This window comes from Lysinibacillus sp. GW823-FHT06C08 (assembly GCF_058795135.1).
Window position 1 is genome coordinate 217,421 of sequence record NZ_JBXAHN010000001.1, and the last position, 24,269, is coordinate 241,689.

Annotated in this window: 29 protein-coding genes, 1 pseudogene, 1 riboswitch and 1 other annotated feature; of the genes and pseudogenes, 17 read left to right on the plus strand and 13 right to left on the minus strand. The window is 37.7% G+C overall.

Annotation, left to right across the window (positions count from 1 at the left end; translation table 11 throughout):
- The first annotated feature begins 103 nt into the window (after positions 1–103).
- Positions 104–1,774 (plus strand): HAMP domain-containing methyl-accepting chemotaxis protein, encoded by a 1,671-nt coding sequence (locus AC1Q6O_RS01020; RefSeq protein ID WP_342550720.1) that lies wholly within the window; start codon positions 104–106, stop codon positions 1,772–1,774.
- A 348-nt stretch (positions 1,775–2,122) separates the two neighbouring features.
- Positions 2,123–3,076 (plus strand): L-threonine 3-dehydrogenase, encoded by a 954-nt coding sequence (locus AC1Q6O_RS01025; protein ID WP_008176053.1) that lies wholly within the window; start codon positions 2,123–2,125, stop codon positions 3,074–3,076.
- A 180-nt stretch (positions 3,077–3,256) separates the two neighbouring features.
- On the opposite strand, the gene trpB is transcribed toward AC1Q6O_RS01025, so the two are convergent.
- The 4 genes and pseudogenes from trpB to AC1Q6O_RS01045 all read right to left on the minus strand — a co-directional run.
- Positions 3,257–4,420: a tryptophan synthase subunit beta gene (trpB, locus tag AC1Q6O_RS01030; RefSeq protein WP_008176051.1), complete on the minus strand. Its 1,164-nt coding sequence runs from the start codon at positions 4,418–4,420 to the stop codon at positions 3,257–3,259.
- Positions 4,421–4,479: 59 nt separating this feature from the next.
- Positions 4,480–4,680 (minus strand) — a binding site (T-box leader).
- 66 nt (positions 4,681–4,746) lie between these two features.
- Positions 4,747–5,232: a QueT transporter family protein gene (locus AC1Q6O_RS01035; RefSeq protein ID WP_008176048.1), complete on the minus strand. Its 486-nt coding sequence runs from the start codon at positions 5,230–5,232 to the stop codon at positions 4,747–4,749.
- 6 nt (positions 5,233–5,238) lie between these two features.
- Positions 5,239–5,283: riboswitch (PreQ1 riboswitch) on the minus strand.
- Positions 5,284–5,559: 276 nt separating this feature from the next.
- A complete protein-coding gene (locus tag AC1Q6O_RS01040) occupies positions 5,560–5,856 on the minus strand; it encodes a site-specific integrase (protein WP_486347289.1) in 297 nt (98 codons plus the stop codon).
- 2 nt (positions 5,857–5,858) lie between these two features.
- A pseudogene (locus AC1Q6O_RS01045) lies at positions 5,859–6,262 on the minus strand (LexA family protein); the annotation flags it as partial.
- Positions 6,263–6,301: 39 nt separating this feature from the next.
- Here AC1Q6O_RS01045 and AC1Q6O_RS01050 point away from each other — a divergent pair.
- From AC1Q6O_RS01050 to AC1Q6O_RS01075, 6 genes are all read left to right on the plus strand, one after another.
- Positions 6,302–6,946: an abortive infection family protein gene (locus tag AC1Q6O_RS01050; protein ID WP_239354122.1), complete on the plus strand. Its 645-nt coding sequence runs from the start codon at positions 6,302–6,304 to the stop codon at positions 6,944–6,946.
- Positions 6,936–7,358 (plus strand): hypothetical protein, encoded by a 423-nt coding sequence (locus AC1Q6O_RS01055; protein WP_239354128.1) that lies wholly within the window; start codon positions 6,936–6,938, stop codon positions 7,356–7,358. The genes AC1Q6O_RS01050 and AC1Q6O_RS01055 overlap by 11 nt, the downstream gene beginning before the upstream one ends.
- Before the next feature lie 30 nt (positions 7,359–7,388).
- Entirely contained in the window at positions 7,389–7,844 is a 456-nt protein-coding gene (locus AC1Q6O_RS01060) for a hypothetical protein (protein ID WP_096363490.1), read from the plus strand.
- Between the two features lie 350 nt (positions 7,845–8,194).
- On the plus strand, positions 8,195–9,217 hold the full coding sequence (locus AC1Q6O_RS01065; protein ID WP_164908777.1) for an ABC transporter substrate-binding protein: 1,023 nt from the start codon (positions 8,195–8,197) through the stop codon (positions 9,215–9,217).
- 81 nt (positions 9,218–9,298) lie between these two features.
- Positions 9,299–10,327 carry an ABC transporter permease gene (locus AC1Q6O_RS01070; RefSeq protein ID WP_008176042.1) on the plus strand — a complete coding sequence of 343 codons (1,029 nt, stop codon included), beginning with the start codon at positions 9,299–9,301 and terminating at the stop codon, positions 10,325–10,327.
- A complete protein-coding gene (locus tag AC1Q6O_RS01075; protein ID WP_239354130.1) occupies positions 10,320–11,114 on the plus strand; it encodes an ABC transporter ATP-binding protein in 795 nt (264 codons plus the stop codon). The genes AC1Q6O_RS01070 and AC1Q6O_RS01075 overlap by 8 nt, the downstream gene beginning before the upstream one ends.
- 219 nt (positions 11,115–11,333) lie before the next feature.
- Here the strand turns inward: AC1Q6O_RS01075 and ilvA are convergent, their stop codons facing one another.
- Entirely contained in the window at positions 11,334–12,596 is a 1,263-nt protein-coding gene (gene ilvA / locus AC1Q6O_RS01080; protein WP_043990070.1) for a threonine ammonia-lyase IlvA, read from the minus strand.
- A gap of 337 nt (positions 12,597–12,933) precedes the next feature.
- Between ilvA and AC1Q6O_RS01085 the strand changes: the two genes are divergently transcribed.
- Positions 12,934–13,677 (plus strand): TerC family protein, encoded by a 744-nt coding sequence (locus tag AC1Q6O_RS01085; protein WP_008176037.1) that lies wholly within the window; start codon positions 12,934–12,936, stop codon positions 13,675–13,677.
- 47 nt (positions 13,678–13,724) lie between these two features.
- Here AC1Q6O_RS01085 and bshB2 read toward each other — a convergent pair whose 3' ends face one another.
- From bshB2 to thiD, 4 genes are all read right to left on the minus strand, one after another.
- Positions 13,725–14,414, minus strand: coding sequence for a bacillithiol biosynthesis deacetylase BshB2 (gene bshB2 / locus AC1Q6O_RS01090; RefSeq protein WP_008176035.1), 690 nt, complete (start codon positions 14,412–14,414; stop codon positions 13,725–13,727).
- A gap of 13 nt (positions 14,415–14,427) precedes the next feature.
- Positions 14,428–14,778: a YojF family protein gene (locus AC1Q6O_RS01095; RefSeq protein WP_089986037.1), complete on the minus strand. Its 351-nt coding sequence runs from the start codon at positions 14,776–14,778 to the stop codon at positions 14,428–14,430.
- Positions 14,779–15,403: 625 nt separating this feature from the next.
- Entirely contained in the window at positions 15,404–15,685 is a 282-nt protein-coding gene (locus AC1Q6O_RS01100) for a hypothetical protein (protein WP_089986038.1), read from the minus strand.
- A 369-nt stretch (positions 15,686–16,054) separates the two neighbouring features.
- Positions 16,055–16,885, minus strand: a complete 831-nt coding sequence (thiD, locus tag AC1Q6O_RS01105; protein WP_090002926.1) for a bifunctional hydroxymethylpyrimidine kinase/phosphomethylpyrimidine kinase — start codon at positions 16,883–16,885, stop codon at positions 16,055–16,057.
- Between the two features lie 174 nt (positions 16,886–17,059).
- Between thiD and AC1Q6O_RS01110 the strand changes: the two genes are divergently transcribed.
- The 5 genes from AC1Q6O_RS01110 to AC1Q6O_RS01130 all read left to right on the plus strand — a co-directional run bounded on the left by AC1Q6O_RS01110 (position 17,060) and on the right by AC1Q6O_RS01130 (position 19,997).
- A complete protein-coding gene (locus AC1Q6O_RS01110; protein ID WP_008176027.1) occupies positions 17,060–17,737 on the plus strand; it encodes a uracil-DNA glycosylase in 678 nt (225 codons plus the stop codon).
- Between the two features lie 75 nt (positions 17,738–17,812).
- Positions 17,813–17,992 carry a uracil-DNA glycosylase gene (locus AC1Q6O_RS01115; RefSeq protein ID WP_492400876.1) on the plus strand — a complete coding sequence of 60 codons (180 nt, stop codon included), beginning with the start codon at positions 17,813–17,815 and terminating at the stop codon, positions 17,990–17,992.
- Positions 17,989–18,258, plus strand: coding sequence for a YwdI family protein (locus tag AC1Q6O_RS01120; RefSeq protein WP_008176024.1), 270 nt, complete (start codon positions 17,989–17,991; stop codon positions 18,256–18,258). The genes AC1Q6O_RS01115 and AC1Q6O_RS01120 overlap by 4 nt, the downstream gene beginning before the upstream one ends.
- A gap of 27 nt (positions 18,259–18,285) precedes the next feature.
- Positions 18,286–18,666 carry a DUF423 domain-containing protein gene (locus AC1Q6O_RS01125; protein WP_008176022.1) on the plus strand — a complete coding sequence of 127 codons (381 nt, stop codon included), beginning with the start codon at positions 18,286–18,288 and terminating at the stop codon, positions 18,664–18,666.
- Positions 18,667–18,821: 155 nt separating this feature from the next.
- Entirely contained in the window at positions 18,822–19,997 is a 1,176-nt protein-coding gene (locus AC1Q6O_RS01130) for an amidohydrolase (RefSeq protein WP_090002927.1), read from the plus strand.
- A gap of 83 nt (positions 19,998–20,080) precedes the next feature.
- On the opposite strand, the gene gerQ is transcribed toward AC1Q6O_RS01130, so the two are convergent.
- Together gerQ and AC1Q6O_RS01140 are read right to left on the minus strand one after the other, a co-directional pair.
- Complete coding sequence (gene gerQ / locus AC1Q6O_RS01135) at positions 20,081–20,416, minus strand: spore coat protein GerQ (protein ID WP_008176019.1); 336 nt, start codon at positions 20,414–20,416, stop codon at positions 20,081–20,083.
- 22 nt (positions 20,417–20,438) lie between these two features.
- Positions 20,439–20,864, minus strand: coding sequence for a cell wall hydrolase (locus tag AC1Q6O_RS01140; RefSeq protein ID WP_008176016.1), 426 nt, complete (start codon positions 20,862–20,864; stop codon positions 20,439–20,441).
- 246 nt (positions 20,865–21,110) lie between these two features.
- On the opposite strand from AC1Q6O_RS01140, the gene AC1Q6O_RS01145 reads away from it, so the two are divergent.
- Together AC1Q6O_RS01145 and AC1Q6O_RS01150 are read left to right on the plus strand one after the other, a co-directional pair.
- Positions 21,111–21,281, plus strand: a complete 171-nt coding sequence (locus AC1Q6O_RS01145) for a hypothetical protein (RefSeq protein ID WP_008176015.1) — start codon at positions 21,111–21,113, stop codon at positions 21,279–21,281.
- Between the two features lie 175 nt (positions 21,282–21,456).
- Positions 21,457–21,624: a hypothetical protein gene (locus AC1Q6O_RS01150; RefSeq protein WP_253734867.1), complete on the plus strand. Its 168-nt coding sequence runs from the start codon at positions 21,457–21,459 to the stop codon at positions 21,622–21,624.
- Between the two features lie 45 nt (positions 21,625–21,669).
- On the opposite strand, the gene hemQ is transcribed toward AC1Q6O_RS01150, so the two are convergent.
- Positions 21,670–22,419, minus strand: coding sequence for a hydrogen peroxide-dependent heme synthase (hemQ, locus tag AC1Q6O_RS01155; protein WP_089986044.1), 750 nt, complete (start codon positions 22,417–22,419; stop codon positions 21,670–21,672).
- A 155-nt stretch (positions 22,420–22,574) separates the two neighbouring features.
- Here hemQ and lipL point away from each other — a divergent pair, with 155 nt between their 5' ends.
- Positions 22,575–23,411 (plus strand): octanoyl-[GcvH]:protein N-octanoyltransferase, encoded by an 837-nt coding sequence (gene lipL / locus AC1Q6O_RS01160; protein WP_089986045.1) that lies wholly within the window; start codon positions 22,575–22,577, stop codon positions 23,409–23,411.
- Positions 23,412–23,448: 37 nt separating this feature from the next.
- Here lipL and AC1Q6O_RS01165 read toward each other — a convergent pair whose 3' ends face one another.
- Positions 23,449–24,099 carry an RsfA family transcriptional regulator gene (locus tag AC1Q6O_RS01165; protein ID WP_025115432.1) on the minus strand — a complete coding sequence of 217 codons (651 nt, stop codon included), beginning with the start codon at positions 24,097–24,099 and terminating at the stop codon, positions 23,449–23,451.
- Positions 24,100–24,269 lie beyond the last annotated feature (170 nt).

The following is a 24,269-nucleotide window of genomic DNA, read 5'->3' on the forward strand; positions in this document are numbered from 1 at the left end:
CATAATTTCTTAATTCTTCGTCTAATCTTTACAAAAACATAACACTGGCTTTATATCTTCATACTATCATTATTGGTAAGAGTTGGAGGAGGAGCCAGAGAACATGCATTTTTTTCGTTTCATAAAGGTGAAGGACAAGTTACTTGTACTTATGATTGTTTGTGTATTATCGAATGTATTGCTAGGTGTATTTAGTGTGGATTATTTAAGGAAAATGTCGTGGCATGCAAGTGAGAGTTACAAACAGGGGCTTGTTCCAATTGGGTGGCTAAATGAGCTGGAAGAATCGCAACGTCAGTTAGATTTTATCGTCGATTCTGATGGCAATTATACAGGAATGTCTTCCATTTTAAAAGACGTGGATAAGCCGTTAGACCATTTAAAAAGCCAAGAAATTGATAAAAAAACGAGTCATCAAATTAATAAGTATAAGTCCTTACTAGGGAAGCAGAGAGAATTGATTGAGGGCTACCAGCAATTGACCCAAAGTGAACAAGAGAAATTTTATTCGCAGACATTTCTACCATTAAGTCAGGAAATTCATACATTATTAGAAGAAACACAAAACTATCTTATTCAACGAGCAAAAGACCAACAACAGTCCTATCAAGAAGATGTTCAATTTGGTTATTGGTTGCTTGGTGGTGTGTGTTTAACAGTTGTGATGCTAGTTATTATTATAGGATTTATAGCAACAAAAGCGGTCAATGTCCCTACACGGCAATTAAAATCATTATTAAAACAGGCTGAACAGGGTGATTTCACTGCCAATGCAAGTTATGTGGCCCATGATGAGCTTGGTGAGGTAGTGCTATCTTACAATCAAATGGTCACAGAAGTGAAACGTTTGCTCCATACAGTTACGGACAGTGCCTACGAAGTGGAGGAAATGACCGGGAAATTGCAGGAGTCCTCGGAGGAATCTTCAACAACGACATTGAAAATAGCAAAAGATGTACAGTCTATTTCAGATTCAACGGCAGCGTCTACTGATAAATTGGCTTCCAATACATCATCTTTAGAAGAAGTTTTAAATGATGTACAAGTTATATTAGAAAAAATTCAAATTGTAGAAAACTTCGCTCATAAAACAGCTCGAGATGCGGAAAGCGGAACTGAAATTGTGCAAGCCAATTTAGCACAAATGCAGACAATTAAGCAAGCTGTAGAGAAATCCAATACAGCCATCTTTAATTTAGTCGAACGAGCATCATCAATCGATCAAATGATTGAGGTCATTGAAAAAATAACAGCACAAACAAATCTATTAGCGTTAAATGCATCGATTGAAGCGGCAAGAGCGGGCGAGCATGGCAAGGGATTTGCGGTAGTAGCGAACGAGGTACGCAAGCTTGCAGAGCAAACTGTTCATTCAACGCAAACTATTACGTCCATTGTACAAAACATTCATCTAGATTCAAGCTATGCAGTACAGATGATGGAGGGTGTGCTTATGGCAACCGAAAAAGGAGTTGCTGTAACAGGACAAACGGCCTCTAGTTTTGATCAGATTTTAGAAAAAGTACATACAATCAAGCCTTATATTATGGAAGTCTCTTCTACAGTCCAAGAAATTGCCAATCATACAAAAACGGTTAGTGAGGATGCGGTTATGCTGACATCGTTATCTGATACGAATACTGTATCGACGAAGCATGTTGCTGCTTTAACAGCCGATCAATTAACAGCACAGCAACAATTCCACAATTATATTAAAGAATTACGAAAGGTATCGAAAGTGCTACAAATAGCCGTTAAACGTTTTTCAATATAATTTAGTCCTTCATATTTTAATGGCTATAGAATCTTCTTTGCAAAGTTAGCAAAGGGGATTCTTTTTTATTTGCTCTAATAACTTGTTGGATGGGAGTTTCAATATATGTCCTCTGAGAGTGTACAAATGTATTTGATATATTTTTGTAGCACAATAATTTAAAATGTTCATATACTGAGAAGTAAGGGATAGTATGTTTCTTTTATGAATATTTTTAATATAATTGTTGTATTTTCAAAACGAACACATTATAATGAATTTCATTGAAAGTGTTATTAAATCAATGTTTATTAATATATTTTTGTACTTTCGGTAAGTACAATTGTTCACATGTGGAGGTTTTGAGAAATGAAAAAAATTATGGTTACCGGAGCACTTGGTCAAATTGGTTCTGAGCTTGTAGAAAAACTTCGTAGTATTTATGGAGAGGACAATATACTTGCTACTGACATTAGAAAGCTTGACCATACTGAGGGCCCGTTTGAGATATTGGACGTTACAGATGGACAAAGAATGCATGATTTAGCAAAGGACTTTGGTGCTGATACAATGATGCATTTAGCAGCACTATTATCAGCTACAGCTGAAAGAAATCCTTTGTTGGCTTGGAATTTAAATATGGGTGGATTAATGAATGCTTTGGAAGTTTCACGAGAGTTAAATATGCAATTCTTCACACCAAGCTCAATAGGGGCATTCGGACCATCTACACCGAAGGAAGACACACCTCAGGATACATTGCAACGCCCGACAACTATGTATGGTGTTAATAAAGTGGCTGGCGAATTATTATGTGATTATTACTTCAGCCGTTTTGGAGTAGATACACGTGGTGTCCGTTTCCCAGGTTTAATTTCTTATGTAACACCTCCTGGTGGTGGTACAACTGATTATGCGGTAGAGATTTTCTACGAAGCGATTGAACAAGGTAAGTATACATCTTATATTCAAGAAGGTACGTATATGGATATGATGTACATGCCAGATGCTTTACAGGCAATTGTTGATTTAATGGAAGCCGATGGTAGTAAGCTTGTTCACCGTAATGCTTTTAATATAACAGCAATGAGTTTTGAACCATCGCAAATTGCAGCTGAAATAAAAAAACATTTACCGAACTTTACAATGAACTATCAGGTTGACCCAGTTCGTCAGGCAATAGCAGATAGCTGGCCAAACTCAATAAATATTGAAGCGGCACAAAAAGAGTGGGGCTTTAAAGCAGAGTACGATTTGTCAAAAATGACGGTAGATATGTTAGAAAAGCTAAAAATTAAACTGCATAAAAGAGCGATTTCATAATAGCGACTGAACGGATGATTTGATAGACTTCATCCGTTTTTTTATGAAATAAATGGGGGATATATATTCTTATTGGAATAGATTCGTTTATACTTGTGTTTCAAGATCAGCAGACATTACATCATTAGTGTAAGTTGAAGAGCGATTTCCAGTTTAGGAAATCGCTCTTTCAGGTTTAAATTATTTATTTAACATATGAAAAACTTGCTCAACGTCCTTATCGCCACGACCTGAGATATTAATAATAATAATTTCATCAGTTGTAAGAGTAGGCGCTAGTTTTAGTGCATGGGCAACTGCATGAGAGCTTTCGAGTGCAGGAATAATACCTTCTACCTTCGAGAGCACCTGAAATGCCTCTAGGACTTCTTCATTTGTCACGGTAACATACTCTGCACGACCAATTGTTTTTAAGTGACTGTGCTCAGGTCCCGCACCTGGGTAATCTAACCCTGCGGCAATCGAGTATGTTGGTAGAGGGTTTCCCTCTGCGTCCTGTAGCACTAAGCATTTGAAGCCGTGTAGTTCTCCAGGCGTTCCTTCGTTAAGTGTAGCAGCTTGATCTGGCTCTATTCCGATAAGACGAACATTTTTATCAGCAATAAACTCTGCGAATGCCCCTATAGCATTACTTCCACCGCCAACACAGGCTAGGACAGCGGTTGGTAGTTTTCCTTCTTTCTCCAAAATTTGTTCGCGGCTTTCGCGGCTAATAACTGATTGGAAATGTTTAACCATTGAGGGGAATGGGTGCGGCCCAACAGCAGAGCCCAATAAATAAAATGTCGTTTCGTAGTTTGCCACCAAATCAGCGAATGCTTCATCAACGGCATCCTTTAAACGTCCTTGCCCCTTATCAACAGCTACTACCTTTGCTCCAAGAAGCTCCATTCGAAATACATTTAATGCCTGACGTTTAGTATCCTCTAACCCCATATAAATAGTACAATCCATCCCGAACATGGCACAGGCAGTAGCGGTTGCCACACCGTGTTGTCCTGCACCAGTTTCAGCAATAACGCGATTTGCTCCCATACGTTTTGCTAATAAAATTTGACCCAATACATTATTGATTTTATGTGAGCCCGTATGGTTAAGATCCTCACGCTTTAAATAAATTTTTGCGCCAGCCAATTGCTTTGTTAAATTTTCTGCAAAATAAAGGGGGGATTTGCGACCGACATATTCATGGAAATAATAATTCAATTCTGTATTAAAGTCTGCATCTTCTTTGAATTTTTGGAAATTTTCATCCAAAATAGTTAATACATGCTGAAGCTCCTCTGGAACGAAGCTTCCACCAAATTCTCCGAAATATCCTTTATTCTCTGCTACTGTACTCATCTTTCCTCGACTCCTCTACGCTCATTTTTTCATAAAAAAAAGCCACTCCAATCCTCTGTAAAAAGGACGAGTAACCGTGGTGCCACCTTTATTCGCAATTGATGCGCGCTTTCTAACTCCGATAACGGGGAGCAAATCGGCCTTACATTGGATTAAGGCTGCTCTGAAGTCCATTCACAAGTACGTACTACTGGTTTACACCGACCACCAGCTCTCTTTAAGTAACGATGCTTGCTACTATTCTTCTTCTTCGCATTTATTAGAAAGAATTGTAGAATGTTTTCAGAATATTGTCAAGAAAAAAAGACGAATCTTGTAAGACTCGTCTATTCAATCATCTCTTTAAAGTGAAGGCGTTTATTGAGTATATACATAATAGGTGCACCAACCGCTAAGACAACGAATTCACCTGCCGCCACCGTGAGCCAAGTCCAAAAGAATGGTAGCTCTAGGGCTAAATTCAATTCAAAGGCGATTATAAACATTGTGCATGTAAATAAAAATGTATTGATGATTAAACGTGCCCAAATATGTTTAACAAATTTACAAATCAAAATGAACAAACCCAATGTAATCATAGAATGTCCAACACCAAATACTAAGTCGTAGATACCGAGTGGTGAAAAGATATTAGAAATAAATACCCCTATTATGATACCAACGGCAAAGCGTGGATTAAAGGCCACTAAATGGTTGAAAATTTCAGATACACGGAACTGCACCTCTGTAAAACCAAATGGTGCAACAAGCATCGTCACAGCAATGTAAAGAGCTGCAATAATACCACTTGCTGCTAAAAATTTTATCTTCATATTCATTTCTCCTTAGTTTTTTTTCGTGGGATGGTTACGAACCACGTAGAGCAAGTGCAATCATATCAGTATTCATGCAGGTTTGTAAATAACTATGTGTAAATAATGTGTAAAATTATAAAGCGGCTAGAATATTGACCATATTATTTTCATCTTCTTCTCGAAGTTCTTTAATGAGGTGTGTGTAAATTCGAATTGTTGTATCTACATCTGCATGTCCAAGTCGGTCGGAAATATACTGAACTGTTTGTAAAATAAAATACTAGCGTGAGAATGGCGTAAACCATGAATTGAAATTTCTTCAATCTGTAATTCACGAAGTATTTTTTAAAATGCTTTATTAACACCTGTATTGCTGAAAACTTTGTATTTAGAAGCGGGATTATAAAACACTAACTTATGAATATTTTCAGGTGTCACTTCAAAAAAATGATTGAACAGACTCATCGTTACCTTGTCTATTTTAATTATGCGGTTTGAACTTTTCTTTTTGGTCTTTTTCTTACCCTCATCATAAGAACTTGTATATCCCCATGTTTTGTTAATGTTGATGGTGTTGTCTTTGAAATTAAAATCTTTTCTAGTAAGTGCGATTATTTCAGCAAAGCGCATCCCTGATTTCAAAGCTAAAAAATGTAGTATACAGGTCTATTATCTATTTTTAGTGATTCCATTAGATAACCGGACAACAACTTGCTTTCTGTATAGTTAATGTGCTTTTCATGTCTTGGGTTATCGGGCATTAAAAATACTGTCTCAGCTTGTCTTTTTACTCTTTTAAGAGAGCCTCTGTATCCCCATTAACTAAGACGGCAGCAATTTCACCGTTCTCAACCTCTGGTTGTTCCCGTATTAAGACGTATGATCCATTCGGAATAGTAGGCTCCATGCTATCGCCTTTTGCTTGTAAATAGAATAGATTTCCACTTGGTAAGTTGTCAGGTGACTCATATCTGTAACCAGTTAAGTTTTCATCTGCCGTAATCGGGTCGCCACATGCAATTTTACCCAAAATTGGGATTTGTACAGTAGCAAGGAGAAAAAGCAATTATGTTGTTAGTTGTAATTGGTGTATCCCAACCCATTAGGTGAGCAGGAGAAACATTCAATACACTCGCTAATTCAATCTAAAATTCTAATAGGTGTTCTAGAAAAGTATCCATTAGAGATTTTCGAAGAAAGACTAGAGAATGCATTACTAAAACAAGTTGAATTTTCTAATAAAGAGAAGTTACATGGAAAAATAACACAGTGGATTACACAATTAAAGGGAGAACTAATTGAATATGGAGAACTTAAGCATGATATTGAGTTTGTAAAAGAAGTATTGTTGCAAGCAGATACTTTGATCGATAAACATTCTTTTAGTAGTGCCGTAGATCGTGCTCACACAGCACTACATGGATATTTAAAAGCAATATGTGATGAACAGAATATTACCTTTGATGAACAGAATATAAAAATTCAAGATATGTGGGGAAGGTTGAAAATATCCCATCCAAAATTCAATATTAATGTAAAAGATCATCACAAACCTATTAATCAAACAGTCAACGCTATTGGCAAGTTTTTAGAGAACATGAATGATATTAGAAATAATCATGGTTTCTCTCACCCTAACGAAGATATAATAGAGGAAAATGAGGCGAGGTTTATTATTAATTTATCAAGAGTTTTATTGTTTTATATAGATAGCAAAACACATGATTCCTGAAATCCGAAAATTCCTACTTGCTATGATTATTGCAGCATCATTAGTTACTGTAGTAGTAGTTGCGAAGGATCAAGTAAAACCTGAACTGATTTCGAGATTGAAAGACAAAAATCCAACAATTATTTATCGCAGTGGTAGTGGAAATGGCACAAATTTAACTCCAAGACCTCAAGATACTGGAGGGCTTTCTTATAACTTAAAAATGCCTAGTGGTTCGTTTACAGCAACTACCATAGAAGCTGTAAATAAAACAGGGTCATTAAAAGCTATTAAAGATGGTGGTAATCATGTTTCTGTAAAAACAGATAAGGCATCAGAAATGAAAGGTTGGATTGATAGTCGAGACAATGCAAATGACAAACCGCATAAATACACTAGGATTCTACAGGGAATTTCTGTGAAAGTTAAATAAGCAACATTTCTATGAAAGGTATGAATTTTTATGGAAGATAATTTAGTGATTTATTATTCCTATAATTTGAATTGGAATTTACCAAAGACAATTCAAAACGAAGCAAAAGCATTTCTTTGTCAAATTAACAATGAACAATTGCCACTTATATTTCAAAAATATTCAAAAGAATGTTGGGAGAACGCAGTCGATGTCGTCATATCTATCGGGTATCCAAATAATAAAGTGGCCTTGCCTAGTTTATATGAATTATTTAAGGATTTGAATTGGCCAGGAGCATCAAAAGCCTTAGATTATTTAAAGGGTCTAGAACGTCATGTGAATAGTATTTATATAGAAAATGCTTGTGCTAAAGCTGTTGAGGAAAATGATACGGAATGGCTTTACTTTCTGTATGAGGTAAGTGTACAACTTCACATTAATAAAGATGATTTTAAAGATAGTAAACTATATCACGGAATGAAAAATGCTTATGAAGAAGCTTAAATTGAATATTTTTATTGAAAAAGGCTGGGACAAAACTAGCTAATATTCAAGATAAAAGGGAAATCGATGCTTTTCGATTTCCTTTTTTGCTTACTTGACTAAATTCGCAAAATTGTCATAAATATTTTTTACTATTTTTTAAAAAGGAATCCAATAACGTAAATAGCGTAGTTTAGCGGTTTAAAGCGCCAAATTAAATGAAATGCTAAATTTTTTTGTGAAATATAAAAGTCAGAACATTCATAATGTTGTTGACGGAGCTCAATAATAACGATAATATAGCGATACATTCACACTTTGTTTGGATAAAGTGTGGTAGATATTCGAGAACTTAATCGGGGGGATTAATGGTGAAGAGCAATGTCAAAAAGCTTTCATTCCTACTCTTTGGATTAGTATTACTACTTGCTGCTTGTGGTAGTGGTGGGACTAGTTCAACAGAATCAAAAGGGAACGAAACGAATAACGCAAGTGACAGCGGGAACACAGATGATAAAACATATAAAATCGGAATTACGCAAATTGTAGAGCACCCTTCTTTAAATGCAGCGACGGAAGGCTTTAAAAAGGCGATTGAAGATGCAGGTTTAAAAGTTGAGTATGATCCACAAATCGCACAAGGCGATAATAGTCTTAACACAACGATTGCTAACAATCTAGTAAGTGCAAACGTAGATTTAATATTTGCTAACTCTACACCTTCTGCACAGGCCGCGGCAACAGCAACAAGTGATATTCCAATTATCTTTACTTCTGTAACAGATGCTGTAGGTGCTCAGCTCATAGAATCGATGGAGAAGCCAGGGAAAAATGTTACAGGTACTATCGATTTACATCCTGAAACGATTTCTAAAACGGTTGCATTTTTAAAAGAGCTAGGTGCTAAAAACATTGGTATGGTCTACAACGCTGGTGAGCAAAACTCTGTAGCACAGGTGAAGGAAGTAAAAAAAGTAATGGCTGAGCAAGGTCTTGAGGTTAAAGAGGCTTCAGCTGCAACTTCTGCAGAGGTAAAACAAGCAACTGAATCTTTAATCGGTAAAGTCGATGCACTCTATATTATTACGGACAATACAGTAGTCTCTGCTTTAGAGTCTGTCATCGATGTAGCAAATGCCAATAAATTGCCTTTAATAGTAGGGGAGCTTGACTCTGTGGCGCGAGGCGGTTTAGCTGCGTATGGTTTTGAATATTCCGACATTGGGTATGAGGCTGGGCAAATGGCAGTGAAAATTTTAAAAGGTGAAGCAACACCTGCTGAAACGCCAGCGCAATATCCACAAAATCTAAAGCTATTAATTAATAAAAAAGTAGCAGATGATTTAGGGATTGAAATTAAAGATTCTTGGGGTGCAGAACTTCTAGAAAAATAACTTGAAGCGGGGGAACTATCCCCGCTTTATCTTCATTTACCAGCAGTAGAATAATAAAGAGATTTAGGAGATGATTCAACGATGTTTTTAGCATTATTTGGCGCAGTGGAGCAAGGAATCATCTATGCAATTATGGCACTTGGTGTGTATTTAACATTTCGGGTGTTAGATTTTCCGGATTTAACGGTTGATGGAAGCTTTGTAACAGGGGCGGCGACAGCAGCAACGATGGTTTTGCTTGGCTACCACCCAATCTTAGCGACTTTAGTGGCAATTGTTGCTGGATTTATTGCTGGATGTATGACAGGAATCCTTCACACAAAAGGGAAGATAAACCCACTATTATCAGGGATTTTAATGATGATTGCCTTATATTCGATTAACCTACGGATCATGGGGTTAACTGCAGAAAATACGATAGGTCGTCCAAATATTCCATTACTAAACTCTGAAACGATATTTTCAAAGTTTCAAGCGTTTTGGAGTAATTTAGGGATAGATGATGCTCTCAACAGCCTATTAAAAGGTATGGGGATTCAGCAAGTACCAGGTACTTGGAGTGTACTAATTGTCATTGTAATTATTACAATTTTAATAAAATTAGTGGCAGATTGGTTCTTAAAAACAGAGGTTGGGCTTGCTATTCGGGCTACTGGTGATAATAAACGAATGATTCGCAGCTTCTCAGCCAATACAGATACACTCATTATTTTAGGGCTAGGACTTTCCAACGCACTTGTCGCATTTTCTGGAGCTTTAATCGCACAATATTCGAAGTTTGCTGATGTAAGTATGGGAATTGGTATGATTGTGATCGGGCTTGCATCTGTCATTATCGGGGAAGCTATTTTTGGTACAAAGACCATTATTCGTACCACTTTTGCAGTCATCGCTGGAGCTATTATTTATCGTATTATTTTAGCTTTAGCTTTACGTGTAGACTTCCTGGATTCAGGAGATATGAAATTAATTACAGCTATCATTGTCATTTTGGCGTTGATCTTGCCTCAATTTATTAACAAACGTAAGGAACGTAAACGTAAGGCTAAACGGGCTGCTGAACTTACGCAAATCAAACAAGTAGAGCAAGGAGGAAAAGGCCTTGCTTAAATTACACGGTATAAATAAGGTGTTCAATGAAGGGACACCGGATGAAAAGATCGCTCTAGCAGAAATTAACCTACATTTAAAGCCTGGTGATTTTGTTACTATTATTGGGAGTAATGGGGCAGGTAAATCAACGATGATGAATATGATTTCTGGCGCCCTAACACCAGATTTCGGCACGGTTTCGATTGATGGTAACAATGTTACTCATTTGCCTGAGTATAAACGCTCGCAATTTATAGGTCGTGTTTTCCAAGATCCAATGGCGGGGACAGCACCTGCTATGACGATTGAGGAGAATTTAGCACTAGCCTATTCCCGTAATAAGAGTAGAGGATTGCGAAGAGGTGTAGACAAAAAACGTCGTGAGTTTTTTATTGAATCGTTAGAGATGCTTGGATTAAATTTAGAAAACCGACTTTCTGCAAAGGTTGGCTTACTTTCCGGAGGGGAACGTCAAGCTTTGTCTCTGTTAATGGCCACTTTTACAAAACCATCTATATTATTGTTAGATGAGCATACGGCTGCGCTTGATCCATCACGTGCTGAATTGATCACCCGTATTACAAAGTATTTAGTAGAAAAAGATCAGTTAACGACATTGATGGTTACACATAATATGCAACAAGCTTTAGATTTAGGGAATCGCCTAATTATGATGGATAAAGGTCAAATTATTTTAGAAGTTGCGGAAGATCGTAAGCATGAATTAACGATACCTGATTTAATGGCTGAATTTGAACGCATTCGTGGTGAGAAAATGAATTCGGACCGTGCTTTATTAGGATAAAGGTATATCGTTCATACATTCGTATGAGTGTCAGACTATAGGCAAACTCAATGACATTTGGGTTTGCCTATAGTTTTTTCATTTACAATGATGTGAGGGTCGAGCTGCCTCCCTTGCTCCGTTCATCTATATAAATGGTTGAGAAAGATGCTGTTGAGGTGACTCTCAAATATTTAAACATAGAAAAAGCCTCACTTGATAAAAGTGAGACTCTTTCATTTACACGAGTAGGCCAAATAGCTGAATATCATTGTTAACTTCTTTGTATTTGAAGCCAAATTCGTTCATTCTCGCTAGTAACCCCTCGTAATCTGATCGATCACCAAGCTCGATGCCGACTAGAGCAGGACCGCTTTCTTTATTGTTTTTCTTAGTATATTCAAAGGTTGTAATATCATCATTAGGTCCTAGCACGCTAGTTAGGAATTGACGAAGAGCACCTGCCCGTTGGGGGAAGCTGACGATGAAGTAGTAAAGTAAGCCTTCATGAATAAGAGACTTTTCTTTAATTTCCTGCATACGTCCAATATCGTTATTCCCACCACTGATGATAACGACAACAGACTTTCCTTTGATTTCTTCTTTATAAAAATCAAGAGCTGCAACTGACAATGCACCAGCAGGCTCAGCAATAATCGCATGTTTATTGTACAAATCTAAAATGGTTGTACATACTTTTCCCTCAGGTACAAGAATAATGTCGTCTAAATAACGGCGACAAACATCATAAGTATGATGACCGACACACTTTACGGCAGCTCCATCGACGAATTTGTCAATCCAATCAAGAGCAACTGTGCCACCTTCAGCAAAAGCAGCCTTCATACTGCCAGCACCTGCAGGCTCTACACCAATAATTTTGCTAGATGGGGAAAGGTTTTTAATATAGGCAGAAACACCAGACATTAAGCCACCACCACCGATACTGCCAAATACGTAGTCGATTGGCTCTTCCATATCATTCATGATTTCTACCGCCACAGTTCCTTGCCCAGCAATAACATCGAAATCATCAAATGGGTGAATGAAGATTTTTCCTTGTTCTTCACAGAAACTTAGTGCACTTTCAGCAGAGTCATCGAACGTGTCACCCGCTAAAATAATCTCCACATACTCACGACCAAACATACGCACTTGGTCTATTTTTTGCTTCGGTGTAGTTTGAGGCATAAAAATGCTAGCTTGGATTTTTAATTGGGCACAGGCATAAGCTACACCTTGTGCGTGGTTGCCTGCGCTGGCACAAACAACGCCAACATTGCGCGCTTCATCCTCGATTTTTTTGATTTTATAATAGGCGCCACGAAGCTTGAATGAGCGTACATGTTGTAAATCCTCACGTTTAAAATAAATATTTGCGCCATATTTTTCTGATAAATAGTCGTTTCTTTGTAGAGGTGTATGCACAACTACGTCTTTTAAAAAATGGTGTGCAATGAGGACATTCTCCACTTGCACGGTTCTAGTATCAGCAACTTCCATAGTATTCATCCTCCGTTTTACGTTTAAAACATTTATCTATGATAGCACACTTTTTGTGCTTTTTGGACTTAATTTTTAGTAAATTCTAAATTTTCCGTGTCTATTTTATAATGTAAGCGTTTTATCTTTATTTACCTTACTTTTTGTTGGAAAATGAAGCGTTAAACATAGGTAAGCCCCACTTTTATGGACCATTTCCAGGTGTAAAGGAAATCGTTTTTTTTAGAGGCCTAGCCGCGATTATACGGAGGCATCATTGATCAAAAAAATACAACTTTCATATCAAAATGGGTCAAGCATATACTAGATTAGCTTAGGACAAGTGGGAGGGTAAGCAGTGGAAATCATTCAAGGAATTCTATCTACATATAGCCAATTTTTCGATTGGGCAATGTGGCAGGAAGTATTAGTGGATCCTGTATCATGGGGACTAATATTTTCATTAATTATTATAGAAGGATTGTTGTCAGCAGATAATGCACTTGTATTAGCAGTACTTGTCAAACATTTGCCAGATAAGCAACGAAAACGAGCTTTAATGTATGGGATGCTAGGAGCTTATTTTTTCAGATTTTTATTTATTGGAATAGGAGTTTATCTTGTAGAGTTTTGGTTTATTAAAGTGTTAGGTGCGTTGTATTTAGGATGGCTCTGTATCGCTCATTTCCTTCAACTTGGAAATGAGGATAGTGTGAAGGTGGTAAAAAAATCAGGATTGATGGTTCGTTTCTTTGGGACCTTTTGGGCAACGGTTATTTCCGTAGAGCTGATGGATATTGCTTTTTCCATTGATTCAATATTTGCCGCCTTTGCTATTTCAGATCAAGTATGGGTGCTTCTAATTGGAGGTATGTTAGGAATCCTAATGATGAGGACAATAGCGGGTGTATTTTTAATTATGATCGAAAAAATTCCTGAGCTAGAAGCGACTGCTTTCATCATTATTGGGGTTATAGGGTTAAAAATGTTAGTAAGTGTTGTTAATATTCATATACCTCATTATTTTTTCTTCCTGTTTTTATTGATTGCCTTTTCGATCACGTTTATCGTGCATAAACTAAATAAAGTAAAATCTACCTAATTAAAAGAGGCTCTGTTCTCCAATCATGAGAGGACAGAACCTTTTATTTATTTTACATATTTATCAGGATCAACAATGTAGAATCTTTCAACATTTAGCCAGCTTTCGCTCATCGGTTCTCCATCATCAATGCGTTTTTCTGTTTCTTGCATCATCCAACCAGTTTGTGATGCGTGTGCCTGTAATGCTTGTAATTTATCCATTCGCATTTCGCGAATATCATAGACCACATGAGGCTCACCATTTTTTTCAATAGTATCGTTTGCGAAGGCACAGCCAAATACTTGCGGACGTGCAGCCTTAGGCATACGACGTACAGCCTCAACGACAGCACGCGCGGTTGCTTCATGGTCTGGATGTACCGCAAAACCAGGTAAGAACGTAATAATTAATGAAGGCATTAGCTCTTCAATTAAACCTTCTACCAGCTTTACCATCTTCTCATCGTCTTCAAATTCGATTGTTTTATCACGAAGACCCATCATACGTAAATCTTGAATACCCATTGCTTCTGCGGCTGCAATTAATTCTTTACGACGTATTTCTGGTAATGATTCGCGTGTAGCAAACGGGGGATTACCTAAATTACGGCCCATTTCACCTAATGTTAAGCAGGCATATGTAACAGGTGTATTCATTTTTTTTGTATAGTAGGCAGTCGTGCCAGCTACTGAAAAAGCCTCATCATCTGGGTGAGGGTACACAATTAAAATATGACGTTGTGGTTGTAAATTCAAAGAGTCGTCCCCCTTAGTAAGTAAATGGCGCTTCACTTATTTCAAGTGCAATCGCCAATTTTCCAGAGTAATCTAAACCAGCCATTAATAAACGGCCTAAATCATCTAATTCATAATGAGTAATGCCTTGCGCATAAACCCAGCCATGAGGTAATTTTAACCCAACACGATGAGGTGTCTTGTCTACAACTTTAGCAAGTTCATAATTAATTTTTGCGTTGCGTATAAAGGCACCTGCATTAAAGAACTTTTCATCATAGTGTGCTGCATAAGATCCGTTTGTCGTCTCAAGATGAATATAAACGTCTTTGTTGGCGAAAGAATTTAGTAATTCTTGCAACGTCTCTACTTGTACTTCTTGCATCTTAACACTCCTCTCGATCATTTCTCCTTTAAGTATAGTAAAAAAAATTAGCAAAGGGAAATTGATTGCTTCATACGTACAAATTAATGAGTTGTAAAACTTATACCTTCACATAAGGCCACCAAGATTTTTAAGAGCTTCATTGCCACGACTACTCAAAATCTTTGTCTTCCGACAGAGGCTTATCCAGATTCATCCACTACCTTCTAGAGTAGGCAATCTTCTACTAAATCATGGAAGGGTGAATCATTAACTATTAATCTATGACGAATTTCCGAGCAATATTCTTGAAAAAATTATTGTAATGTATCAATATAAGGGGTGTGAAAATATATGTACAAAATGTGTCATTTTGTATACGGTTTCACACCTGAAAAGATATTGTAACCATAGCTTCTTCCAAAATCGTGTGTAGACAGCACTAAATGCTGAAGGATGGTAAAACTAGGTGAAAACGAATTCTATCTTGGTACAATAGATGACGTTCCTCCAGCATCTTACATCGTGCTGTGTGTAAAAGGGAGAAGAATGAAGCTCATTATCATAGTATAATAAAAAACCGCGTTTCTCTTTATGACGGAGAAGCGCGGTTTTTTATTGAGTTTATGGATAGGCTATGTATTTTTTAGTATCGATTAAGCTTTCTTTCGATTGTTTCTAAACGATTATTGACACTTTGCAATTGTTTAAACATTTGTCTCATATAAAGATTTTGATCTTCATTTTTGGTCTTTTTTTCTTGTGCTAGTTCCTCTTCCTCCTGGAGTGCCATTATTGTGGCGAGGGTGGACAATGAGTAGCCGAGTGTTAAGACAATGGAAGCTAGTACTTCTACTTTTGAAGAGGTTATTTCTCCAGCTAATAAACCTGATTCCTCAGTTAAGTCCTCTGCCTTTTGTTTTTTCATCTTTTCCCCTCCCATCTAAAGCTAATATATGGGGGATGAAGTCCTAACGTATCTTGTCCATTTTTTTATCTTTATTCAGCGGGATTTCTAGAAATTAACGCATTATTTGTATGTAATATTTAGGTATTAAACTCATTTTTTGACTCAGGATGATAGGGATAATTTTTGAGGGAGCGTGGATGTAACATGATTGAGGTGACTACGATAGTAACCTTCGTAGTATTAAATGAAAACAAGAAACCTCTGTTGATTCCCCCCTTGTGCAGGAATAGAGGAGTGGCTCTGGGCAAACTTATATTCATGACTGATCCATTGGATGATATGTAAAAGAGGGATGTCTCCATAATCTTAGAGACATCCCTTTCAATGTTAAATTTCAGTGACTGTTATTTGTGGAGCACCAAAGCGGGATTTTGCTCCATGCATGACGGGACCAACATAGTCGTTAAGAGCCCAACCATGTGCAATGGCTGCGGATACAAACTCTTTTGCTTCAATAACAGAATCCATAACAGACAATCCATTTGCGAGATTTGCAGTAATAGAAGCTGCAAAAGTGCAGCCTGCACCGTGGTTATTAGTGGAAGCAACTTTTTCGGATTCTAATAAGTAAAATGCTTCTCCATCGAAGAATAGGTCTGTTGCTTTTTCTGTAGCTAATGCTTTTCCACCTTTAATGACTACAGCCTTAGCCCCAAGCTCGTGGATTTTTCGTGCGGCTGTTTTCATCTCATCAATCGTTTTGGGCGTACCTGTCCCAGCCAATTGGCCAGCTTCAAAAAGATTAGGTGTTGTGACTGCTGCTAATGGTAGAAGATGTTGTATCATAGCATCTGTGTTGCCAGGGTTTAGGACTTCATCGTCCCCTTTACAAACCATCACAGGATCAATGACAACGTTTGTCGTCCCTGATTTTGCAATAGCCTCTCCAGCAAGACGAATAATCTCTTCCGTAGATAGCATGCCTGTTTTAATAGCATCAATTCCTGTTGAAAGGGCAGTATCAATTTGTTTTTGTAGAAGTTCAGTTGGTAATGGTGTGACATTATGTGTCCAACCATTTGGGTCCATTGTTACGACAACTGTTAAAGCCACCATACCGTATGTACCGTGCTCTTGAAATGTTTTAAGATCGGCCTGCATACCTGCGCCGCCGGATGTATCAGAACCAGCAATTGTTAATGTTTTTTTTAGAGTCATGAAAAGATCTCCTTTATTGTTAAGAGTGTTAAAATTACCATTTAGTATAGTCTTATTCTGATTCTATAAAAATAGTCAGAATTTGATATTTTTATATGGTCAGTTTGTGCTGAGACTTGAATTCATGGATGATTTTTTGTACCGTTGTAAGAAAAGAAAGGGGCTTAAAGGACGATGAAACAAGTATTCCCGAATGATTGGCAAGAAATACTTGCAGCAGAGTTAGAAAAACCATACTATCACACATTACGTCAATTTATTGCTAATGAATATTCAACGCACACTATTTATCCTCCTATGCAGGATGTAATGAATGCATTTTATACAACAGCATATCAACATGTGAAGGTCATTATTTTAGGACAAGACCCATATCATGGCCCTAATCAAGCGCATGGGTTAAGCTTTTCTGTCAAGCCAGGTATTCCCCATCCACCTAGCTTACGAAATATGCTACAAGAGCTACAAGATGATCTCGGCTGTTCAATTCCTAAAGATGGAACTTTGACGAAGTGGGCAGAACAAGGTGTTATGCTTTTGAACACAGTTCTTACCGTGCGAGCTGGACAGGCAAATTCCCATAAAGATCAAGGTTGGGAGCAGTTCACTGATGCGGTTATCGATAAGCTAGCTGCAAGAGAGGAACCACTTATTTTTGTACTGTGGGGTAAGCCTGCGCAACGAAAAAAACAGTTGATACGCAAATATGACACGCCACATGTCATATTAGAAGCACCACATCCTAGCCCATTAAGTGCTTATCGAGGATTCTTTGGGAGTAAACCTTATTCAAAGATTAATCAACAATTAGTAGAATGGGGTAAACAACCAATTGATTGGTGTTTAGCATAGATTGGCACAAATCGTTTACTTTATACACTACATAAATCGTGATACAGTTAAGATAGATGAAAGAGAGGGACAACGATGAAGACGAATTGTTTTCAATGTCATTTTTTTAAAGTAACCTGGGACCCTCAGACTCCACGTGCCTGTGTCTCATATGGCTTTAAAACAAAACAAATTCCATCCGTTGTCGTGAAACAATCCTCAGGTATGGAATGTTTAAAATTTGTACCAAAAGTAGAAAGTAGGAGAATGCAATGATTCCTTATCAAGCCGTTATACAACAACTTGAAAAACAATTATCTGGTGCAAAAAATGCAGGGAATGATCAGCAGATCCGCGAAGCTCTTACAGCAATTCGAGCATTATGTGATGTGGTGTTAGATTCTCCTAGTAATACGCCATCTATCACAACACCTTCTAAGCATTTACCACAAATGCTTGTATCAGAGATGAAGCCATCTAGTTTATCTACATCCAAAATTGAAGAAGATGGAGCCAATGGTGATTCAATTTTTGATTTTTAATCAATATTAAAGGTAGGGTAACGCGCAATGAAAAAATTTATCGTGACAGGGGCTCTCCATGGCCTATTAGCAGTAGCCTTTGGTGCATTTGGTGCACACGCTTTAAAGGAAATTTTAGATGATTATAGTCAAGGTATTTGGGAGACGGCTGTTCAATATCAAATGTTCCATGCTACTGGTTTGTTAGTAATCGGACTATTAATGAGTTCTAAATTATTTGGTGAAGTGAAGCAATTGAATTTGGCAGGAATTTTCTTTAATTTTGGGATTGTCTTCTTTTCTGGTAGCTTATACGTATTAGCGATTAGTGGTATTAAAGTATTGGGCGCGATTACACCAATTGGTGGTGTACTATTTTTAATTGGATGGATACTTATTATTTTATCGGCTTTAAAACATGCTCGTTAATTTAAAATTAGGACTCTCTTACATGATTTGTAGGAGGGTTTTTTCTTTATTTTGTAAGATTACGATTTAAATCCTATTCTTTTTGTAAGAATTTATAGTACACTACTACTATTACTTGCAATATTTCGAAAATACAAAAAGAGAGGTTGTGTAGGATGGAAAAGCTATTTACTTTAATAGATGAGAATTATGAAGAGATGGTAGGGATTCGTCGTCACTTGCACGAATATCCTGAATTATCCTTTGAAGAAGTGGAGACACCAGCCTATATAGCTGCCTATCATAAAGAATTGGGTCATGAGGTTCGTGAAGGGGTAGGTGGAAGAGGTGTAGTTGCCGTGCTACGTGGTGCAAGGCCAGGAAAAACAGTGGCGTTACGGGCTGATTTTGATGCATTAGCGATCCAGGAGGAAAATGATTTACCTTATAAATCAAAGGTCGCGGGTAAAATGCATGCTTGCGGGCATGATGGTCATACAGCAACATTACTAGGATTAGCTAAGGCACTCAATAAAATGAAATCTGAAATCACAGGAAATATTATATTTATTCATCAGCACGCTGAAGAGGTGGCACCAGGTGGGGCCAAGTCGATGATAGAGGATGGGTGTTTAGATGGTGTAGATGTTATTTTTGGTACACATCTCTGGGCTCCCACTCCGATAGGGGAAATTTTAGTGAAAGACGGCGCCATTATGGCAGCTGCAGACAAAGTAGAAATTGCTATTCAAGGGAAGGGTGGCCATGGTGCCGAACCACATCACTCCATTGATGCAGTTACTCTTGCCTCGCAGTTTGTAATCAGCGCACAACAACTTATCTCAAGACGTATTGATCCATTAAAGTCAGCCGTTTTAACAATTGGTCATTTCGAGGCAATTAATCCGTTTAATGTGATTGCTGATCGTGTTAAATTGGCAGGCACAATTCGCACCTTTGAGGAAGATGTGCGCACACAGATGGAGCAGGAGCTAGAAGCCGTTCTAAACGCCACTTGTCTAGCCTTTGGAGCAAGCTATGAATACCGTTATACAAGAGGTTATCCACCTGTGTATAACCATCAGAAGGAAACGGAGTTTGTAGCACAGTTAGCGTCAACTGTCCCAGGTGTAGAGCAAGTGAAAACTTGTCCACCGTTTATGGTTGGAGAGGATTTTGCATATTATTTAGAAAAAGTACCTGGTACATTCTTCTTCACAGGTGCGAAAAGTCCAGAATGGGAAACAGCTTATCCACATCATCACGCGCGCTTTAATTTTGATGAACGTGCAATGCTAATAGCTGCTAAAACTTTAGGAAAAGCTACATTGGAATATTTAAAAGAATATTAATCTAGCGCAAGTTAAAAATCCGCATACTCTCATCGACTGTTGTCAGTGAGAGTATTGCGGATTTTTAAGATACAATATAGCGATTATGGATTTTGATTAAAATAAGCCATTTCTTCATCATATTCAGCAAAATCGAAGTAAATCATTGGGAATAAGAAGCGATGATTGGATTTAAGTTCACGAATGATAACATGATCTCGTCCAGCAGCCTCTACTACACCACGCACAGTTTTTGTGTTTTTGCCTTGTTCCACTGCATGCTCAAAAGAAAAATGGAAGGTAGCTGGTTTTCCGCGATTCAACCGTAAAATATTTTCTATATAGGACTCTTCGCGGCCTGGTGGTCGTCCGGTCGGGATTGTGACTGGAGGAGGAGTCATTTGTTGTTGCGTTGTTGGTGTCCAATAATAAGGCATCATCAATAATCAACCTACTTTCTTTTTAAATTTGAGGACAATCTTCTTCAGTTGGCGAGAAGAAGCAATGAGATTTGTATCTGCCTGTATTCCATTGGCCATACCATTGTGCAGGACAATCGCCCGCCGGCATGAAAAACCACAAGGAACGGTTAGCTGGATGAAATCTTTCGCCTTGAATCACCCTTTTGGCTAACCGGATATCTTGATCACGTGCTCGTTGATAAAAATAACTTTTTTGAGTTGCTTCAAAGCCACCTGGACGCTGATAAACCATCTGTTCAATTGTTCGAATATCACCAAAATCTAAACAATCACCCCTTACACGATTAACGCCAACATTCCCAACCATCAGCATGCCTAACTCACCTTCGCCTTCTGCCTCGGCACGCATAAGCCTTGCTAGCAGGGCTGTCTGGGCATCATTCGTCTTAATAACAGCGATTTTCATACCTCCTCGCTGTCAGTATATGCATGATGGTATTGTAGACATGTTCAATTTTGTGAAGAAAGAAATTCACACAACAAAGGTACTACGCATATAGTAATAATAACGACAAGTCCGTAAAAAATAATCTAAAAGCCATTCATATTAGATAACGTTTATGAAAAATTGGGTAAATAGAAAAAGGTATAAATAGGGGAATAGGAGATCAATAAATTGCATGTGTAGGCCGTACATGTGAGGTGATTACTTATGGAAATAGGGGTATGGTTTGGGATATTACTAAGTGCGGTGCTGGCCTTTTTACTAGGGGAGTATTATGGACAGCCGCTCCATTGGTATCTATTTATTTTAATAATAGTGATTGGTTTTTTTATTCAAACGATCATCTTAATTTTAAAAGTAAAGGACGAAAGCTCTTGAGGAAATATGAAAAAAAGTAAATTCAATGATTAAGGAAGTGTCATCGCAGAGGGATGGCACTTTTTTATTTTATAGATAATTTTGCTTAGCCAGTATAGTAACGATATTCAGAGACATACTAAGGTTGAATTTATTTTTGCTTTCATGAAGGAGCGTTACAATGCGTATTTTTAGTATGTTTGTAGCAATAATTATTAGTGCCTTTATGGCAGTCGGGATAGCAGAATACTATCATCAGCCGTATAATTGGTATTTGGTCTTTCTGATGATTCTTACCGGATTTTTTATTCATACAATCATCTTAATATTTGAAGCTGAGAATGCGGAAGAAAACGAAATTTAAAAAATGCGAGTCCTCACTAGGGACCCGCATTTTTTAATGTACGTATTAAACCGTTAAGAATGTAACTAATTTATCGTTATCAAGTAGATTTCCGACGAAGAATGCACCAAACTCACCATAGCGAGCAGATACTTCATCAAAGCGCATTTCATACACTAATTTTTTGAATTGTAAAACGTCATCAGCAAATAATGTAACGCCCCACTCGTGATCATCAAAGCCAACAGAGCCTGTAATAATTTGCTTTACTTTACCAGCATAACCGCGACCAATCATACCATGAGAACGCATTAATGATTTACGCTCATCCATTGATAGCATGTACCAGTTATCATTCCCTTGACGGCGTTTATCCATAGGGTAGAAGCACACATATTTAGAACGAGGAAGCTCAGGGTATAGACGTGCACGTACATGTGGATTTTGGTATGGATCTTCATTTGATTCACCAGCTAAATAGTTTGAAAGCTCAACAACAGATACATAAGAGTATGTAGGAATTGTAAAATCAGCAATGGCTAATTTATTAAATTCTGCTTCAAGCTCTTGTAGCTCATCCATTGTTTCACGCAATGTCATAATCATAAAGTCAGCCTTTTGACCAACGATTGCATAGAAGGCATGAGCACCTGTTTTAGCGAGATCTGCTTCATTTAATTTCTCTAAATAAGCAAGAAATTCTTCTACTGCTGCTTGACGTTCTTCAGCAGAAACGAGCTTCCATGAAGCCCAATCAATTGAGCGAAAATCATGTAAAGCGTACCATCCATCTAACGTAATTGCTGCTTCATTCATTATTGAAAACACTCCTTTATAAGTGAATACTATTCAAAATTAGTTTATCATAGTTTGTGCAAAATCCCTAAGTTCATGAATGGTTTTCACGAATTTGACACCAACTTTAGATGATGTATGCTAAAGAGAAGAGATGGAATTAGAGGAGTACCAATATGAAAAGTATTTTACAGCAGCCAAATTGGCGTTATTATGATCAATCAATTAGCGCAAAGCAGCGATCTCCGTTAGAATCCTTTGCAACCGATGATACGTTGTGCCAGCTAGTTGGACAATTAGTATCACCACCAACTGTTCGGACATGGGTTCACGAGGCATCTGTTGTGCTTGGCATCCAAGATCATCGTTTACCATATGTACAGCAGGGAATGGATTTACTGAAATCGAGAGGTTATCAACCTATCGTTCGGAATTCAGGTGGATTAGCTGTTGTCCTTGATGAAGGGGTTCTAAACATTTCCATTGTATTATCTGAGCAAATGAATTCTTTAAGCATAAATGATGGCTATGATGTGATGGTCGACCTCGTCAAAGGTTTATTTCCAGAGGTGGCTGAGAAGATTGAAGCCTATGAAATAGTAGGCTCATATTGCCCCGGTTCGTATGATCTAAGTATTGAAGGGAAAAAGTTTGCAGGGATTTCACAAAGGCGTTTACGCCAAGGTGTAGCTGTACAAATCTATTTATGTATAGAAGGTAGCGGCTCACAGCGTGCTGCCCTTATTCGAGATTTTTACGAGGAAAGCTTACAGCAGGAAGAGACGAAATTTACTTATCCACAAATCGTTCCTGAAGTCATGGCATCATTATCGGAGCTTGTCGATCCACATTTAACAGTAGAGGCAGTCGTTATTCGTCTACAGCAATACCTTCATCACTTAGGTGGAAATGTACATCCAGAATCTTTTCATGACGAAGAATTAACATTATACGGTTTCTATTTAAAGCGTGTTTTTGAGCGTAATGCCAAAATGCTAGAACGACATGAATAGAGACTACTATGAACACACATAAAAAAAGGCGATGCTGCTAATTAAGCGCATCGCCATTTTCAGGCTGGAAATTAGAACTACTTACTACGAGATTTCCGTTTTTCTCCATTTTAAAAACTGGTGCAACACGTTCTTCCTCTTCATCTAATGTAACAAGTCGTCTAGCACGATTCATAATTTGAACGAATTGTTCGTAATCTTTGCGGATTGCTCGGTTTTCTTCTTCGAGCTTTGTAATTGTTTTCTCTAGTTTTTTATTTTTCTCTGATGTTACATGAACAAGTTGTCTCCATTTTGAAGATTCATTGCCTACTTCACCAGAATGCTGTAAACGTAGTAAATAAGCTATAACAATATCAAGAGAAAGAGCAGATAGCGGAATTGATTTTCCTTCTGCTGCACTACTATTTACTGTAAACATACTAGAAGTGCGACGTCTTGCAGGAGCTCCTAACACTCGCATTCTTTCTTTTCTTTCTTTTTTAGCCTCTGCTAATTGTTCTTCATATTCTTTCCGAACAACAGCATTCCAACGGAAACCACAGGCTGCAGCCGTACGATTTAACGCATCACCAGCTTCTTCAAAAGCGTTTAGCTGTGTGCTTCCCTCCGTTACGTGACGAATGACCGCCTCTGCTAATAATTCATCATTTTCTTCTAACCAAGCATCTTGTCTGATTTTACTCATATTAAAAACCTCCACCTTTTTTGGAACTTATTATTTAAGACTAGCATGACCAATCTTTTAACCTTTTATTCATCCATGTGAAAGGAATTATGCTTGAATAGAAGGGGAAAAGTACGATACAATACCCGTTGTAGGTTTGTACGTATGCTGCATACTTAAATATGTGAAGG

Bases quoted from the DNA above. Each gene is read 5' to 3' on its own strand.
- AC1Q6O_RS01020 (WP_342550720.1), top strand. From the start codon at position 104: ATGCATTTTTTTCGTTTCATAAAGGTGAAGGACAAGTTACTTGTACTT.
- AC1Q6O_RS01025 (WP_008176053.1), top strand. From the start codon at position 2,123: ATGAAAAAAATTATGGTTACCGGAGCACTTGGTCAAATTGGTTCTGAG.
- trpB (WP_008176051.1), bottom strand. From the start codon at position 4,420: ATGAGTACAGTAGCAGAGAATAAAGGATATTTCGGAGAATTTGGTGGA.
- AC1Q6O_RS01035 (WP_008176048.1), bottom strand. From the start codon at position 5,232: ATGAAGATAAAATTTTTAGCAGCAAGTGGTATTATTGCAGCTCTTTAC.
- AC1Q6O_RS01055 (WP_239354128.1), top strand. From the start codon at position 6,936: ATGATTCCTGAAATCCGAAAATTCCTACTTGCTATGATTATTGCAGCA.
- AC1Q6O_RS01060 (WP_096363490.1), top strand. From the start codon at position 7,389: ATGGAAGATAATTTAGTGATTTATTATTCCTATAATTTGAATTGGAAT.
- AC1Q6O_RS01070 (WP_008176042.1), top strand. From the start codon at position 9,299: ATGTTTTTAGCATTATTTGGCGCAGTGGAGCAAGGAATCATCTATGCA.
- ilvA (WP_043990070.1), bottom strand. From the start codon at position 12,596: ATGGAAGTTGCTGATACTAGAACCGTGCAAGTGGAGAATGTCCTCATT.
- AC1Q6O_RS01095 (WP_089986037.1), bottom strand. From the start codon at position 14,778: ATGCAAGAAGTACAAGTAGAGACGTTGCAAGAATTACTAAATTCTTTC.
- AC1Q6O_RS01100 (WP_089986038.1), bottom strand. From the start codon at position 15,685: ATGAAAAAACAAAAGGCAGAGGACTTAACTGAGGAATCAGGTTTATTA.
- thiD (WP_090002926.1), bottom strand. From the start codon at position 16,885: ATGACTCTAAAAAAAACATTAACAATTGCTGGTTCTGATACATCCGGC.
- AC1Q6O_RS01110 (WP_008176027.1), top strand. From the start codon at position 17,060: ATGAAACAAGTATTCCCGAATGATTGGCAAGAAATACTTGCAGCAGAG.
- AC1Q6O_RS01115 (WP_492400876.1), top strand. From the start codon at position 17,813: ATGAAGACGAATTGTTTTCAATGTCATTTTTTTAAAGTAACCTGGGAC.
- AC1Q6O_RS01120 (WP_008176024.1), top strand. From the start codon at position 17,989: ATGATTCCTTATCAAGCCGTTATACAACAACTTGAAAAACAATTATCT.
- AC1Q6O_RS01125 (WP_008176022.1), top strand. From the start codon at position 18,286: ATGAAAAAATTTATCGTGACAGGGGCTCTCCATGGCCTATTAGCAGTA.
- AC1Q6O_RS01130 (WP_090002927.1), top strand. From the start codon at position 18,822: ATGGAAAAGCTATTTACTTTAATAGATGAGAATTATGAAGAGATGGTA.
- gerQ (WP_008176019.1), bottom strand. From the start codon at position 20,416: ATGATGCCTTATTATTGGACACCAACAACGCAACAACAAATGACTCCT.
- AC1Q6O_RS01140 (WP_008176016.1), bottom strand. From the start codon at position 20,864: ATGAAAATCGCTGTTATTAAGACGAATGATGCCCAGACAGCCCTGCTA.
- AC1Q6O_RS01145 (WP_008176015.1), top strand. From the start codon at position 21,111: ATGGAAATAGGGGTATGGTTTGGGATATTACTAAGTGCGGTGCTGGCC.
- AC1Q6O_RS01150 (WP_253734867.1), top strand. From the start codon at position 21,457: ATGTTTGTAGCAATAATTATTAGTGCCTTTATGGCAGTCGGGATAGCA.
- hemQ (WP_089986044.1), bottom strand. From the start codon at position 22,419: ATGAATGAAGCAGCAATTACGTTAGATGGATGGTACGCTTTACATGAT.
- lipL (WP_089986045.1), top strand. From the start codon at position 22,575: ATGAAAAGTATTTTACAGCAGCCAAATTGGCGTTATTATGATCAATCA.
- AC1Q6O_RS01165 (WP_025115432.1), bottom strand. From the start codon at position 24,099: ATGAGTAAAATCAGACAAGATGCTTGGTTAGAAGAAAATGATGAATTA.